This window comes from Rhodococcus sp. P-2, assembly GCF_016598535.1.
Classification (GTDB): domain Bacteria; phylum Actinomycetota; class Actinomycetes; order Mycobacteriales; family Mycobacteriaceae; genus Rhodococcus_F; species Rhodococcus_F baikonurensis.
In genome coordinates this window covers 1,375,912-1,390,381 of record NZ_CP066779.1, presented here as the reverse complement: position 1 = coordinate 1,390,381, position 14,470 = coordinate 1,375,912, and the positions used below count along the sequence as shown (strand labels likewise).

Below are 14,470 nucleotides of genomic sequence, written 5' to 3'. Positions count from 1 at the left end.
CGTGACCATCACCAGCTTCCGTAACGTTGCCATCGTCGCACACGTCGACCACGGCAAGACCACCCTCGTCGACGCCATGCTTCGTCAGTCCGGCGCGTTCGAGGAGCGCGCCGAGCTGGTCGATCGCGTTATGGACTCCGGCGACCTCGAACGCGAGAAGGGCATCACCATTCTCGCGAAGAACACCGCAGTACATAAGGTCAACGAGGACGGTTCCATCACCGTCATCAACGTCATCGACACCCCCGGCCACGCCGACTTCGGCGGCGAGGTCGAGCGCGGCCTGTCCATGGTCGACGGCGTCGTCCTGCTCGTCGATGCTTCCGAGGGCCCGCTGCCGCAGACGCGTTTCGTGCTGCGCAAGGCACTCGCTGCTTCGCTGCCCGTCATCCTGGTCGTCAACAAGACGGACCGCCCCGACGCCCGCATCGAAGAGGTTGTCACCGAGGCTCAGGACCTGCTCCTCGACCTCGCATCGGACCTGTCCGACGAGGCCGCCGAAGCCGCCGAGCTCGCACTCGAACTGCCCGTCCTCTACGCGTCCGGTCGCGAAGGCAAGGCATCGACCGTGCAGCCCGAGAACGGCAAGGCTCCCGACGCCGAGGACCTCACCGCCCTCTTCCAGGTTCTGATGGAGTACGTCCCCGCGCCGAAGGGCTCGGTCGACGCACCGCTGCAGGCTCACGTCACCAACCTCGACGCATCGGCATTCCTCGGCCGCCTCGCACTCGTTCGCATCCACAACGGCGAGCTGCGCAAGGGACAGACCGTGTCCTGGTGCCGCGAGGTCGACGGCGAGCCCGTCGTCACGAAGACCAAGATCACCGAACTGCTCACCACCATCGGTGTCGAGCGCGTTCCCGGTGAGGTCGCCGTTGCCGGCGACATCTGCGCCGTCGCAGGATTCCCCGACATCATGATCGGCGACACCCTCGCCGATCTCGAGAACCCGGTCGCACTGCCCCGCATCACCGTCGACCAGCCGGCAATCTCGGTCACGATCGGCACCAACACGTCCCCGCTCGTCGGTCGCGTCAAGGGCCACAAGCTGACCGCACGCATGGTCAAGTCCCGTCTGGACCAGGAGCTCGTCGGCAACGTCTCGCTCAAGGTCCTCGACATCGGTCGTCCCGATGCGTGGGAGGTCCAGGGTCGTGGAGAGCTCGCACTCGCCATCCTCGTCGAGCAGATGCGTCGTGAGGGCTTCGAGCTCACCGTCGGTAAGCCGCAGGTTGTCACGCAGCTCGTCGACGGCAAGGTTCACGAGCCTTTCGAAGAGCTGACCATCGACAGCCCCGAGGAGTACCTCGGCGCCATCACCCAGCTTCTGGCCAACCGCAAGGGCAAGATGGTCCAGATGTCGAACCACGGCGCAGGCTGGGTTCGCATGGAGTTCATCGTTCCTTCGCGTGGCCTCATCGGCTTCCGCACGGACTTCCTCACGGAAACCCGCGGAACCGGTATCGCCAACGCCGTGTTCGACGGATACGGCCCGTGGGCCGGCGAGATCCGTGCGCGTCACACCGGCTCGCTCGTCTCGGACCGCTCGGGCACCGTGACGCCGTTCGCCATGATCCAGTTGGCCGACCGCGGAACCTTCTTCGTCGAGCCCGGCGCCGATACATACGAGGGCATGGTCGTGGGCATCAACCCGCGTCAGGAAGACCTCGACATCAACGTCACCCGCGAGAAGAAGCTGACCAACATGCGTCAGTCGTCCGCAGACGTGATGGAGACCCTCGCAAAGCCGATCAAGCTCGAACTCGAAGCGGCAATGGAGTTCTGCTCCGGCGACGAGTGTGTCGAGGTCACCCCGGAGGACGTCCGCGTCCGCAAGGTGCACCTCAACGCAACCGAGCGCGCTCGTGAGCGTTCACGTAGCAAGGCACGCGACAAGGCTGCTCTGTAGTCTTTCGTCGGTTACAACCTGACAGGCGGATGTGCCTTTCAGCCGAGTTTTCGGCGGAAAGGTACATTCGCCTTCATGGTTTCCGGGCAAAGTTCTGCCGGGAAATCGAGCGCGAAGGGGCGACGCGGCCCCGTACGGAAGGAATTGTCTGTGGCCTCAGGACGTCGCTACCTGGCGTTGGCAGTGGCAGTGACGGCGTTGTCGCTGACTGCATGTACAGCCGATCCGCCGCCTCCGGTCGAGAGCACCGAAACCGTCAAGCCCACACCGACTCCGGTCGTTCCGGCGATGAAGCAAGTCACTGTGGCAATCGACGAGGTAGGAGGCGGATTCAACCCGCACCTGCTCGCGGATCAATCGCCGGTCAACTCCGCAGTCGGCAACCTCGTATTGCCCAGTGCATTTCGTCCGATCAATTCGCCGACGCAGCCTGGTGCGACGGAGTGGGCGATCGACGACTCTTTCCTCGTTTCGGCTGAAGTGACGTCGCAGGCCCCGTTCACGGTTCGCTACCAACTGCGCAACGAAGCCCAATGGTCGGACGGTGCTCCCATTGCGGCAGAAGACTTTCGCTACCTGTGGCAGCAGATGATCTCGGTTCCCGGCGTGGTCAATCCCGCGGGCTATCAGATGATCGACGACGTGAACTCCTCCGGCGGTGGCAAGACGGTCAACGTCGTGATGCGTGCGCCGTATCCGGCGTGGCGAGAGTTGTTCACCGATATTCTTCCCTCGCACCTGATCAAGGACACTCCCGGCGGTTTCAGCACCGGTTTGAGTGAGGGGATTCCGGTGTCGGGAGCCCACTTTCACGTGCGCTCGGTCGATCGTGGCCGGGACGAAATCGTGCTCGAACGTAACGACCGATTCTGGGGCAAGCCTTCGGATCCGGATCAGATAGTTCTGCGACGCGGAGGAACGGCTTCGCAGTTGGCGGACGCACTGCGTACCGACGATGCTCAAGTGGCGCAAGTTCATTCGGGTAGCGCCACGGATATCCAGCTGTCTGCCATCCCGGGTGTCAGTACGGCTTTCTCCTACGTTCCGCGCACTCTCGACATCAACGTCAACGGGCGCAGCAAGAACTTCGCCGACGTTCGGGTGCGTAAAGGTGTTCTGGGACTGCTCGATCCGGACCTGCTCGCCGTAGTGGCGGCCGGGAGTGAATCGGCGTCCGCCCCGGTGAAAGCTCAGATCCTCGCTCCGTCGGATCCGGGATATGCGCCCACCGCGCCGCCGAAACCGACCAGAGAGCAGGCGCTGGGCGAGCTGACCGCAGCCGGCTACCTGACGGCACCGCCCACCGGAATCGTCACGGGCACTGGAACGGTCGGATCGATCGTTCGGGACGGCGCTCAGCTGACACTGCTGATCGGCGCTCCCGAAAACGACGACATCGCGATCGCCGTGGCAAACACCGCTGCCGACGAATTGCGTGACGTGGGAATCCTGGCGACCGTCGAATCGGTGCCGCCGGAGGAGCTCTACGGCGAGGATCTGACTACAGGACGCGTCGACATGATCGTCGGGTGGAGCCGAGCGGGCGCCGACACGGCGACGTCACTGGCCTCCCGGTTCAGTTGCCCGACAGCACCTTCCGTTCCTGCGCCGGCTTCGGTGGTGCCCGCACCGACGCCGTCGCAGACGCCGGAGCCGGTCCGAACGACAAGCGTCGAGGCCCCGAGCAATCTGTCCGGGCTGTGTGATCCTGCGCTACAAGGTCGGATCGACGAAGCGCTCAGTGGAGTCGGGGATCTCGGATCGTTGATCAACGATGCGGAGCCCAAGCTGTGGGATCTTGCGGCGGTATTGCCGATCGTGCAGTCACGGGCGCTGGTCGCAGTCGGTACCGGCGTCGAGGGCGTCGTACTCGACGGCCCGGTGCAGGTAGGGATATTCGGAAACGCTACGGACTGGGTGAGGGTGGCAAAGTGACCGCGTCGGCGAAGCGACTTCTGTTGGTGCACGCACATCCGGACGACGAAACGATCACCACCGGCGGCACCATCGCGCGATACGCGTCCGAAAGCGCCGAGGTCACGGTCCTCACCTGCACGTTGGGGGAGGAAGGCGAAGTGATCGGTGACGCGTGGGCCGGGCTCGTGGCTTCCGAGGCCGATCAACTCGGTGGCTACCGGATCGCGGAACTGAGTGCTGCTTTGTCGGCTTTGGGCAGTGCCGCTCCCCGCTTCCTCGCCGGTGCCGGGCGGTATCGCGATTCCGGAATGATCGGCACACCTTCGGCCGCCAATCCCCGTGCTTTTGTCAATGCTCGACTCGACGAGGCAGTCGGCGCGGTGGTCGCCGTCATTCGTGAGATTCGGCCGCACGTCGTGATCACGTACGACCCCAACGGAGGCTACGGGCACCCGGATCACATCCAGGCGCACGCGATCACGACCGCGGCCGTGGAAGCTGCCGCAACGACCGCGTATCCCGAGACGGGCGAGCCGTGGTCGACTCCGAAGTTCTATTGGACCGTGACCGAGCGCAGCGGACTCGAACGCGGCATCGCGGCAATTTCCGAGTTCCCGGAAAAGTGGCGTCTGCCCGAGCCCGGGGAATTGCCGAGCGTCGACGACGGAGACGTGACGACGGCGATCGACGTTCGAGGCGTCATGGACGCGAAGGCGAGGGCATTGAGCGCCCACGCCACTCAGGTGACGGTAGCCCCGAGCGGAGCCGAGTTCGCACTGTCGAACAACGTGGTTCAACCGATCCTGACGGTCGAGCATTTCGTATTGGCCGCCGGCACGCTCGGTCCGGTGGGTGAGGACGGTCGTGAGAGCGATCTGTTCGGCGGGCTGCACAGCTGACCTGGGCGTCGGCTGGCAGGCATTGCGATCGACGCCGTAGTGGTGTGTGATGCGTGTCACCGGATGGGTGGTCCTTTCGGTGACAGCAAAGCCTGGGGGCTGAAGAAATGTACAACTGGGACCTGCAGAACCAGATCGTTGCCTTCGTCGATTCGTTGCGTCCGATGGCCGGTTACTACCACGACATGTATTACGGATCGCTCTACGCGTTCGCAGATCAGCAAAGTCATCTGCTGACGCTGCTCGGGTTCCCACCGGTTCCCTGATCGACTACGTACTTGTCGGGTGCGAGCCGGGGTGCTTGTCGGGAGGGACCCCGCGCTCGCGCGTCAGCCGTCGATAGACCACTATCGAAACCATGATCACGGCCGAGACCAACACAGGCGCTTCGACAGGAACGTCACTGTCGTGGCTCGACCCTGTCATCCTCGGCGTCCTGATTTTCGACGGGTTCCTGTGCGCGGTGTTGTCCGTCCTGTTCTTGCCGACTCATCTCGGTACTACGGCATTTCCGATCAGCATTCTCGTGGCAGCGGTGGCGAACCTCGCCTTGGTGATCGCCGCCCGCACGGTTACGACGCCGGGTAGGGCCGCCTTGCCCCTCGCCGGTTGGATCGTCGGGTTCTTGGTGTGCATGGTCGGTGGTCCAGGCGGCGACGTGCTGGTGCTCTCGTCCCCGCTGACCTTCCTGCTGCTGGTCGGCGCAATCGCTCCGGCCGCGGTTTTCCTCTTCAAAGTAGCGATCAACAGGCTTGCCACCCTCAGTTCGCACTAGTTCTCGGCGCGCGCGTAGGAAACTGACCCGTGCATAAGGGACACTCAGCCTGTGGCTGAACATGATTTGGCGGGCGCGACTATCGCCTTGACCGCAGAACGGCGTGTCGAAGAATTTGCGACGCTCCTCGAACGTCGAGGCGCGGAGATCGTTCGAACACCGGTGATCCATGTGCTGCCGTTGGTGGACGATCGAGACCTGCGCACTCAGACGTCCGCTTTGATTGCCGAGCCACCGGAATTGGTCGTGATCAGCACCGGAATCGGCTTTCGAGGTTGGCTCGACGCCGTCGCGTCGTGGGGTTTGACCGACGAGTTCCTCGGAGCTCTCGCCCGCACGCGCATCATCGCCCGCGGCCCGAAGGCGACGGGCGCCATCCGGGGCGCCGGACTGCGTGAGGAATGGTCGCCTTCGGGCGAGTCGTCCGAGGAAGTTCTGGCACACCTCGGAAGCGAGGGAGTGGCCGGTTTACGCGTCGCGGTTCAGTTGCACGGCACCATCACCGAATGGGAGCCGCTGACGGACCTGAGCGCCTCCCTCGCCGACATCGGCGCGGTTGTCACTCCGGTGTCGGTCTATCGGTGGATCCGGCCGCCGGATCAGTCGCCGGTCCGCGCGTTGGTTGCTGCAGTTCGTTCCGGTGCAATCGACGCGCTGACCTTCACCAGTGCCCCCGCGGTCTCCTCGATGCTCAGCACGGCAAAAGAAATGGGCGAGCTGGAGCGGTTCGTCGCAGCGATGCGCGGACCGGTACCGACCTACTGCGTCGGACCGGTGACCGCCGCTCCGCTCGAACTCCTCGGTGTTCCGACCATCCAGCCGGAGCGATCGCGTCTCGGTTCGCTGGCGAGGCTCATCATCGACGACCTGCCCAGACGTCGCCACCGCCCGGAGTGACGGCTTCGATCATGGCCCACGCGTTCTCGGCGGGGAGATCGATCACCTCGTAGCTTCCCGTGCCGGCCGGCGTCGCAGCGACCACGGTTGCCACACCTGCGCGCCGCTGGAAGAACGTCTCGCGCACTGTCCATCCGATGACACCTTCGGATTCGAGACTGTGACGCTGTCGGTCGAGCGAGCCGCTTCGGGTGATCAACCACCCCGGCAGAACTGCGTGGCCGAGGCCGTTGTATCGGTCGTAGGCGAGCGCAGCGCCGCCGATCGCGAGCACAGCGACCCCGAACCACGCGTAGATCGGCACGTGCACGCCGGATGCCGCGCACGCCACGCAGACCAGGAACGCCACTGTCGCGAGAAACAGTGCCCGGGTGTAGCGGCGACGGCGCGCGGCCGGGCCGTGCGGGATCAGCGGGGTGGAAGCCTGGCGTGAATCACCGATCACGGTGGCCATCACTCGCTCGGCCTCCCGGCGTGGTCCCTGCGGCAGCAGCAGTGAAGATTCCTTCTTCTCGGCGCTCACCCCGGTCATGATGGCGTCGAGCCGCGCGCCGCGGGCCAGCCGCAGCAGGAGCGGTTCCTTGAGCGTCGTGCCACGCAGGCGGGCGCGGTCGAGTGTGGTCTGCCGAGTCTTCAACAGGCCGTGACTGACATGCAGGATGCGTCCGTTGTCGGTGAGTTTCATGTTGCCGAACGCGATCAGGTATTGGACGCAGGCGAGTGCACTCGACAGCACGAGCAGCACGACGAGCGCGATGACGACCATCAGCGCGATGCCGAGGCTCTCGAGGGAGTCGAAGCTGTCGCTTACCGCCGACGATTTCGCGACGGCAGTGCCGATGCCGTATTGAAACGAGATGCCGATGATCGCTGCGATGATTGCGATCCCGGTGAACGAAAAGGGTGCGTAGCGAACCCAACTGGGCTGCCAGTGTCCGATCTCGGTGTCGACCGGTTCGGTGACGTTCGAGGCCGGAGCGCCCGGGGTTTGCAGCCCTCGTGCCTGTTGCGCGCCGGCCAACAGTGCGGCGCGCAGGTCCGGAACCAGGGCAGTCGACAGGGCGTTGAGCTCGAACTTGTTCGAATCGTGGCCGCTCCCAGCGCGTTGGCCGGTCCCGATGCGCACGATCGACAGTCCGAGCAGTCGGTGCATGACCCCGGCTTCGACGTCGACGGATCGGATGCGGCTGCGCGGGACGGAGAGCAGCTTCTTCTGGAAGACCCCGGTGCGCAGCTGTACGTGAACGGGCCCGATTCGGTACGTGGTGGTGAAGTACCGCAACAGACCGAAGACGACGAGCAGAGTGACGACGCCGAGTCCCCACCAGTGATTCCCGGATTGGCTGCCGAGAACAACGGAGACGAGCAGGACCGGGAGCAGCTTGACCACTTCGTTGACGGGGTGGACCAGAAGCATGCGTCGGTCGAGGCGGAGCCAGGGCTGCTCCTCTTCGGCTGCCTCGGCAGCTGCCGTTTCCGCCTCGGCGGGAATGTCGATCGCGGTCGGGTCGCCCAACTGTTTCTCGTTCACGTCGCGTCTCCCACGTTGGTGCCCGCGATCTCCGTCAGTTGAGCGACCGTGCGATCGGCGATTTCCTGGTCGAGCGCGGAGATCTTCACGGCCCCGGCCGACGACGCCGTCGTGACCGTCACGGTTGCCAGACCCAACATCCGGTCGATCGGTCCGCGCTCGGTGTCCACTGTCTGCACGCGCGAGATCGGTGCGATGCGTCGTTCCTGGGTGAACCAGCCGGTGCGTGTGTACACCGCGGTGTCACTGATCTCCCATCGGTGGACGCGATACCGCCACGCCGGAACCATCAGAATGTAGGTGGCAGCGAAGAGGACGGTGACTGCGAATACGGTGCCGACCACCCAGGACGGGATTCCGGGTATCAAGACGGCACAGACGATTTCGGCGATGATGACGGGTACCCAGAACAGTGCGGCAGTGATTGCCCACAGCCTCGGGGCTTTGGTGCTGGGTCGCCATAATGGGTCGGCCATGGTCAGCGGTTGCGGCGCAGTCATGGGCACTACTTTGGTCGAGTGAGGGGCGATCTGTCGACATCGGCCCTATCGTGGAGTGTGGCGACCGAGAAGGGAGCACGTGATGACCGAACAAGATGCGACATTCGACCCGGAGGCTCCGGAATCAGATGCGCTCGAACAATCGACACCCGTAGATCCGAACGCCCCCGAAGAACCCGATCTGACCGACATCCCACTCGACGCACCACTGGCAGACGTGGTGGATCAACGAGTCGAGGTAGTGGTCGACGACGACTATCCGCCCTCGTGATCGAGGGGGTATCGAGCCCGTGAGGCCTCCTACTTCTGGCACCGGGTGGCACTAGTCGTCTCACATGGCGCATGATCGCTAGGTGAACCGAACTGGTGATGACTCCGGCAAACCCACCATGCTTCCGATGCCAGGTATTTCCGCGTCCGCCTCGTCCAGTCCGTCGCCCGGCCCGTCAGCGTCGGCGATGCGGCGCGTTCTCCGTCGTGCACGCGACGGAGCGACCCTGAACGTCGACGAGGCGGCAACGCTGCTGCAGGCACGGGGAACCGATCTGACCGATCTGTGTTCCTCGGCGGCCAAGGTTCGCGATGCCGGTCTGCTGGCAGCGGGTCGGCCGAACACCGTGACGTATTCGCGGAAAGTGTTCATTCCGCTGACCCGTCTGTGCCAGGACAAGTGCCACTACTGCACCTTCGTCACGGTGCCCGGGAAGCTGCGTGCCGGCGGGCACGGCATGTTCCTTGAGCCTGACGAGGTTTTGGACATTGCCCGGGCAGGTGCCGAATTGGGCTGCAAGGAAGCGTTGTTCACGCTGGGGGATCGCCCCGAGGCTCGCTGGCCGGAAGCCAAGCAATGGCTGGACGAACGCGGCTACGACTCCACCCTCGACTACGTGCGGGCGATGTCGATTCGGGTGCTCGAGGAGACCGGACTGCTCCCGCACTTGAATCCCGGTGTGATGAGCTGGCAAGAGCTCTCGCGACTCAAGCCTGTTGCGCCGTCGATGGGCATGATGCTCGAGACGACCGCTACTCGGCTGTTCACCGACAAAGGCGAATGCCACTACGGCAGCCCGGACAAGGACCCGGCGGTTCGGCTGCGCACTCTGACCGACGCAGGCCGCCTGAACATACCGTTCACCACGGGAATTCTTGTGGGCATCGGGGAGAACTTCCTCGAGCGTGCCGAATCGATCATGGCGATACGCAAGTCGCAGAAGGCGTTCGGCCACATCCAGGAAGTGATCATTCAGAACTTCCTGGCCAAGCCTGATACCGCGATGCGCAACACCCCTGATGCAGGACTCGACGAGTTTCTCGCGGCCATCGCCGTCGCACGCCTGTTGCTCGGGCCGACGATGCGGATTCAGAGTCCGCCGAATCTCGTCTCCAACAGCGAGTGCCTCGCGCTGCTCGGCGCCGGTGTGGACGACTGGGGCGGGGTATCGCCGTTGACCCCCGATCACGTCAACCCGGAGCGCCCATGGCCGAATCTCGAGACCTTGGCCGAGATCAGCGCCGAAGGCGGCTTCACGCTGACCGAACGCACCGCGGCTCAGCCGGCATATGTCCTGGCCGGGGCTCCGTGGATCGATCCGCGCATTGCGGGTCACGTGCAGGCACTGGCGGATCCCAAGACCGGCCTCGCCTTGCCCGACACCAAGCCGGTGGGTCGACCGTGGCAGGAGCCGGACGAGTCGTGGGAATCGAGCGGACGCATCGATCTCAATACCGAGATCGACACGGACGGGCGCAACACCGAGACCCGCAGTGACCTGGGCAGTGCGTTCGGCGACTGGGAGACCGTGCGCGAACAGGTACTCGAGTTGAGTGCTCCGATTCGCGTCGACACCGATCTGTTGGCTGCATTGCGCAGTGCCGAACGCGACCCGGCCGGATGTTCCGACGACGAATACCTGGCCCTTGCCACGGCGGAGGGCCCGGGCCTGGAAGCTGTTGTGGCACTGGCGGATGCGCTACGCAAGGATGCTGTCGGTGAGGACGTCACCTACGTGGTGAACCGGAACATCAACTTCACCAACATCTGCTACACGGGCTGCCGGTTCTGTGCGTTCGCGCAGCGCAAGGGTGACGCCGACGCCTTCACCCTGTCGGCGGACCAGGTCGCCGACCGTGCGTGGGAAGCGCACGTCGCCGGCGCGACCGAAGTGTGCATGCAGGGCGGTATCGATCCGGAACTTCCCGTCACCGGTTACGCCGACCTTGTTCGCGCAGTCAAGAAGCGCGTGCCGTCGATGCACGTCCATGCGTTCTCGCCCATGGAGATCGTCAACGGTGCTTCGCGCAGCGGTGAAAGCATCAGGGACTGGCTGACCGCCCTGCGTGAGGCGGGACTCGACACCATCCCCGGTACGGCAGCGGAGATCCTCGACGACGAGGTGCGCTGGATCCTCACCAAGGGCAAACTGCCCACGGCGGAGTGGATCGAAGTGGTCACCACGGCACACGAGGTGGGACTGCGGTCGAGTTCGACGATGATGTACGGACACGTCGATCAGCCGCACCACTGGGTCGGGCACCTGAACGTACTCCGTGGAATCCAGGATCGCACAGGCGGATTCACGGAGTTCGTGCTGCTGCCGTTCGTTCACCAGAGCGCGCCGCTGTACCTGGCGGGTGCTTCACGGCCAGGGCCGACCAACCGGGACAACCGCGCTGCGCACGCACTGGCACGCATCATGCTGCACGGTCGTATCCCCAACATCCAGACCAGCTGGGTCAAGCTCGGTATCACCGGAACGCAGATGATGCTCAACGGCGGAGCCAACGACCTCGGCGGAACGCTGATGGAGGAGACGATCTCGAGGATGGCCGGCTCCGAACACGGGTCCGAGAAGACCGTCGCAGAGCTGCGCGCCATCGCCGAGGGAATCGGACGTCCGGCACGCGAACGAACCACCACACACGCACGACGCGAAGGAGCGATCGCCTGATGGCTGACGTATTGGGGGACCGCAAGGTCGTCGAGGTTCTCGACCGAGCGGTGTGGGGCATCAATCCCGTTCTGGACCTCGCCTACAGCGATCCGCTCGGAATCAAGCGTCGGACCTTCGAGCCGACCGATCCCGAGCGAAATGCTGCCGCGATGGTGTTGGACGCAGCCGCTTGGGTCCTCGATGTCGTCAAGTTCCCCGGGACGGCGGCGTGGTCGGTGATGACCGACGAGCAGCGTTCGAAGTGGTGGACGACCCGGTTGGGCGCACTCAACACCGTTGCCGTCGCGTTCCCCGGCATCTTCGGCGTCCTCCTCAATCGGCTCCCGATCCAGGACCTGCTGGCATTCGCGAATCAGGCCGTTGTGCTCGTTGCGGTTGCCCGTGAACACGGAGTGACGGAACGGGATCAGCAGGTGGACCTCCTGGCGTCGGTGTTGTGCCGGCGTGAGACGAAGTCCCGAGAGCTTCTCACCGGAGAGGACTTCGCCGAGAAATCAGCCGGCGGCGCCGACGAGACCTGGCGCCCGTTCGCGCTCATCGGCACGTTGTGGCGCACGTCCAAGACTTTTCGCGCCATCACGGACGAGCTGCACAAGCGTCCGTCGCGGACAAAGCCGTACGAGGTTTTCGGCAAGATTCCGGTGATCGGCGTCGTGGCGGATTACCTCGGTGAACGCGGCGCACTGGTACGCGCTGCCGCCGCGGGGGAGAAGTGGATCGCGATTCGGTCGAGGAACATCACCACAGTAGGCTGAAATGTGTTACCCCCGCCTGCTCAGAGTCGGTCGGCAGGGGGATAATAGGCTGTTCCCGCGGTACGTGAGAGTCGTATCGGATTTTCGGCCCCTTGCAACTGCGTGTTGCGGCGGCGATGCACGACAGGAAGGCAGGGAGATCGGCAGTGACCTACACGATTGCTGAACCGTGTGTAGATGTGATGGACAAGGCGTGCATCGAAGAATGCCCTGTCGACTGCATCTACGAGGGTGGGCGCATGCTTTACATCCACCCCGACGAGTGTGTCGACTGCGGCGCGTGTGAGCCTGTCTGTCCCGTCGAAGCCATCTTCTACGAAGACGACGTCCCGGACCAGTGGAACGCTTACATCAGCACCAACGTCGATTTCTTCGACGATCTCGGTTCGCCGGGTGGAGCAGCCAAGCTCGGCAAGGTCGACTACGACACGCCGTTCATCAAGGCGCTGCCTCCCATGGGTGAGGAATAGAGATCTTGTCTCGTACTCCGGTGGCCGCTGGGCTTCCTGATTTTCCGTGGGATTCGCTCGCCGACGTCACGGCGAAGGCACACTCTCATCCCGACGGCATCGTGAACCTGTCCGTGGGTACGCCGGTTGATCCGGTGGATCCGGTAATCCAGGAGGCTTTGGCATCTGTTGCCGAGGTGCCGGGATATCCGACTACTCATGGCACGCTCGCACTGCGCGAGGCCGTGGCGGAGTCACTGGATCGCCGTTACAACATTCCTGACGTCGATCCGGCAGCGGTGCTGCCGGCCATCGGCACCAAGGAAATGATCGCGTGGCTGCCGAAATTGCTCGGTCTCGGCGCCGACGATCTGGTGGTCATTCCGGAGTTGGCATACCCGACCTACGAGGTCGCGGCGAAACTCGCAGGTGCGCGCGTTCTGCGCGCCGACGGCTTGAACAAGCTCGGTCCCGAGTCGGCGGCGATGATCTTCGTGAACTCGCCGTCCAACCCCACCGGAAAGGTGCTCGGGCTCGAGCACTTGCAGAAGGTCGTGGCCTGGGCACGCGAGCGCGGCGCCGTCGTCGTCTCCGACGAGTGCTACCTCGGGTTGACCTGGGAAGCCGATGCACTCTCCATCCTCGATCCTCGGGTCAACGACGGCGATCTAACCGGTTTGCTTGCGGTCCATTCACTTTCGAAGACGTCGAACCTCGCAAGCTATCGCGCCGGGTTCGTCACCGGTGATCCGGCTCTGGTGTCGGAACTGCTCGAGGTGCGCAAGCACGCGGGCATGATCCTGCCGTTGCCGATCCAAGCTGCGATGACCGCAGCCTTGGGCGACGACCAACACGAGAACGTCCAGCGCGAGCGGTACCGCGAGCGTCGCAGCGTGTTGATCGAAGCTGTCCGAGGTGCCGGATTCACCGTCGACAATTCCGAGGCCGGCCTGTACCTCTGGGCAACCCGCGGCGAGGAATGCCGAGCGACGGTCAGTTGGTTCGCCGATCGCGGGATCCTCGTTGCGCCCGGTGAGTTCTACGGACCGAGCGGGAGCAAGCACGTTCGGATCGCTCTCACCGCAACAGACGAACGAATCGCCGCGGCAGCAAAGCGCCTCTCCGCCTGAACCGTGTGCTTTCGCGGGTGTCAGGTTCCCTGATGTCGGTATCAGTCCGATGTAAGGTCGCGCTGTGACCACCTCAGGGACCGGCGGCTTGGACGCGGTACTGATTGTCGCCGTCGTTGCTGCCTCGATCGCGCTGATGCTCGCGTGGCTGAAGGATCGTCGAATATTCGGAGACCTACCTCTTTCGGCCGTTGTGCTTTGGCTCGTGGTGGCAGCGCCGTCAATTTTGCAGGCGCTGATGCCGGGACTGTTGGACATGTTTCGCCGTGATCCCACGTTGATCCGCGACGGTCAGTGGTGGCGGATTCTGACGTCGGTGTTCGTCCAGGACGGCGGCCTTGCCGGGACGGTTGCCAACCTTCTCACGTTGGCAGTGGTGGCGCCGCCTGCTTTTCGGCTCTGGGGTGCCGCACGTGGTTGGGCACTTTTCCTGCTCGGTCAATTGCTGTTCGGTTTGCTCACCACCGCAGTCTTCCCGTCGACCGGCGCCGGTAACTCCGGTGCGACACTGGCTCTGGCAGCGGCGGCGGCGGGAATCGGCGTTCTGGTGCGCCCGCGAATGCCCGAGATTGTCCTGACTGCCGTGATTGTCGTCGGCGGCGCAACTCTGGTGACGGTCGACGACGCGCACGGATTCGCAGTTCTTTCCGGGGCTCTACTGGGGGCGGCGCTGGTGACGCTGTTCCCTCCTCACTCGATGGATGCGCGTCGGGCAGGAGAAAGTTTGCGACCATCCGCGCTGTGAGATGCTGTCGTG

Annotated in this window: 14 protein-coding genes; 12 read left to right on the top strand and 2 right to left on the bottom strand. The window is 64.2% G+C overall.

The window, feature by feature from the left end; translation table 11 throughout:
- Position 1: 1 nt before the first annotated feature.
- The 6 genes from typA to I7X09_RS06500 all read left to right on the top strand — a co-directional run bounded on the left by typA (position 2) and on the right by I7X09_RS06500 (position 6,397).
- Positions 2-1,909, top strand: a complete 1,908-nt coding sequence (typA, locus tag I7X09_RS06525) for a translational GTPase TypA (RefSeq protein ID WP_095972227.1) — start codon at positions 2-4, stop codon at positions 1,907-1,909.
- A 150-nt stretch (positions 1,910-2,059) separates the two neighbouring features.
- On the top strand, positions 2,060-3,844 hold the full coding sequence (locus tag I7X09_RS06520; RefSeq protein WP_200316108.1) for an ABC transporter family substrate-binding protein: 1,785 nt from the start codon (positions 2,060-2,062) through the stop codon (positions 3,842-3,844).
- On the top strand, positions 3,841-4,725 hold the full coding sequence (gene mshB, locus I7X09_RS06515) for an N-acetyl-1-D-myo-inositol-2-amino-2-deoxy-alpha-D-glucopyranoside deacetylase (RefSeq protein ID WP_200316106.1): 885 nt from the start codon (positions 3,841-3,843) through the stop codon (positions 4,723-4,725). The genes I7X09_RS06520 and mshB overlap by 4 nt, the downstream gene beginning before the upstream one ends.
- Positions 4,726-4,832: 107 nt before the next feature.
- Positions 4,833-4,991: a hypothetical protein gene (locus I7X09_RS06510; protein WP_019744522.1), complete on the top strand. Its 159-nt coding sequence runs from the start codon at positions 4,833-4,835 to the stop codon at positions 4,989-4,991.
- A gap of 92 nt (positions 4,992-5,083) precedes the next feature.
- On the top strand, positions 5,084-5,500 hold the full coding sequence (locus tag I7X09_RS06505) for a hypothetical protein (protein WP_200316097.1): 417 nt from the start codon (positions 5,084-5,086) through the stop codon (positions 5,498-5,500).
- A 51-nt stretch (positions 5,501-5,551) separates the two neighbouring features.
- Positions 5,552-6,397, top strand: coding sequence for a uroporphyrinogen-III synthase (locus I7X09_RS06500; protein ID WP_124567047.1), 846 nt, complete (start codon positions 5,552-5,554; stop codon positions 6,395-6,397).
- On the opposite strand, the gene I7X09_RS06495 is transcribed toward I7X09_RS06500, so the two are convergent.
- Positions 6,357-7,928, bottom strand: a complete 1,572-nt coding sequence (locus I7X09_RS06495; RefSeq protein ID WP_234036816.1) for a PH domain-containing protein — start codon at positions 7,926-7,928, stop codon at positions 6,357-6,359. The genes I7X09_RS06500 and I7X09_RS06495 overlap by 41 nt on opposite strands.
- Positions 7,925-8,428, bottom strand: coding sequence for a PH domain-containing protein (locus I7X09_RS06490; protein ID WP_200316095.1), 504 nt, complete (start codon positions 8,426-8,428; stop codon positions 7,925-7,927). The genes I7X09_RS06495 and I7X09_RS06490 overlap by 4 nt, the downstream gene beginning before the upstream one ends.
- Positions 8,429-8,510: 82 nt before the next feature.
- Between I7X09_RS06490 and I7X09_RS06485 the strand changes: the two genes are divergently transcribed.
- From I7X09_RS06485 to I7X09_RS06460, 6 genes are all read left to right on the top strand, one after another.
- Positions 8,511-8,699, top strand: a complete 189-nt coding sequence (locus I7X09_RS06485; RefSeq protein WP_200316087.1) for a hypothetical protein — start codon at positions 8,511-8,513, stop codon at positions 8,697-8,699.
- Between the two features lie 118 nt (positions 8,700-8,817).
- A complete protein-coding gene (locus I7X09_RS06480; protein WP_095972235.1) occupies positions 8,818-11,376 on the top strand; it encodes a bifunctional FO biosynthesis protein CofGH in 2,559 nt (852 codons plus the stop codon).
- Positions 11,376-12,134 carry a hypothetical protein gene (locus I7X09_RS06475; protein ID WP_124567044.1) on the top strand — a complete coding sequence of 253 codons (759 nt, stop codon included), beginning with the start codon at positions 11,376-11,378 and terminating at the stop codon, positions 12,132-12,134. Before I7X09_RS06480 ends, I7X09_RS06475 begins: the two co-directional genes overlap by 1 nt.
- Before the next feature lie 146 nt (positions 12,135-12,280).
- On the top strand, positions 12,281-12,604 hold the full coding sequence (gene fdxA, locus I7X09_RS06470; RefSeq protein ID WP_003945248.1) for a ferredoxin: 324 nt from the start codon (positions 12,281-12,283) through the stop codon (positions 12,602-12,604).
- Between the two features lie 5 nt (positions 12,605-12,609).
- Positions 12,610-13,713, top strand: coding sequence for a succinyldiaminopimelate transaminase (dapC, locus tag I7X09_RS06465; protein WP_200316085.1), 1,104 nt, complete (start codon positions 12,610-12,612; stop codon positions 13,711-13,713).
- A gap of 64 nt (positions 13,714-13,777) precedes the next feature.
- A complete protein-coding gene (locus I7X09_RS06460; RefSeq protein WP_200316083.1) occupies positions 13,778-14,458 on the top strand; it encodes a rhomboid family intramembrane serine protease in 681 nt (226 codons plus the stop codon).
- Positions 14,459-14,470 lie beyond the last annotated feature (12 nt).

Coding starts and splice junctions, on each gene's coding strand:
- I7X09_RS06505 (WP_200316097.1), top strand. CDS start 5,084: ATGATCACGGCCGAGACCAACACAGGCGCTTCGACAGGAACGTCACTG.
- I7X09_RS06475 (WP_124567044.1), top strand. CDS start 11,376: ATGGCTGACGTATTGGGGGACCGCAAGGTCGTCGAGGTTCTCGACCGA.
- I7X09_RS06485 (WP_200316087.1), top strand. CDS start 8,511: ATGACCGAACAAGATGCGACATTCGACCCGGAGGCTCCGGAATCAGAT.
- I7X09_RS06490 (WP_200316095.1), bottom strand. CDS start 8,428: ATGACTGCGCCGCAACCGCTGACCATGGCCGACCCATTATGGCGACCC.
- I7X09_RS06510 (WP_019744522.1), top strand. CDS start 4,833: ATGTACAACTGGGACCTGCAGAACCAGATCGTTGCCTTCGTCGATTCG.
- I7X09_RS06480 (WP_095972235.1), top strand. CDS start 8,818: ATGCTTCCGATGCCAGGTATTTCCGCGTCCGCCTCGTCCAGTCCGTCG.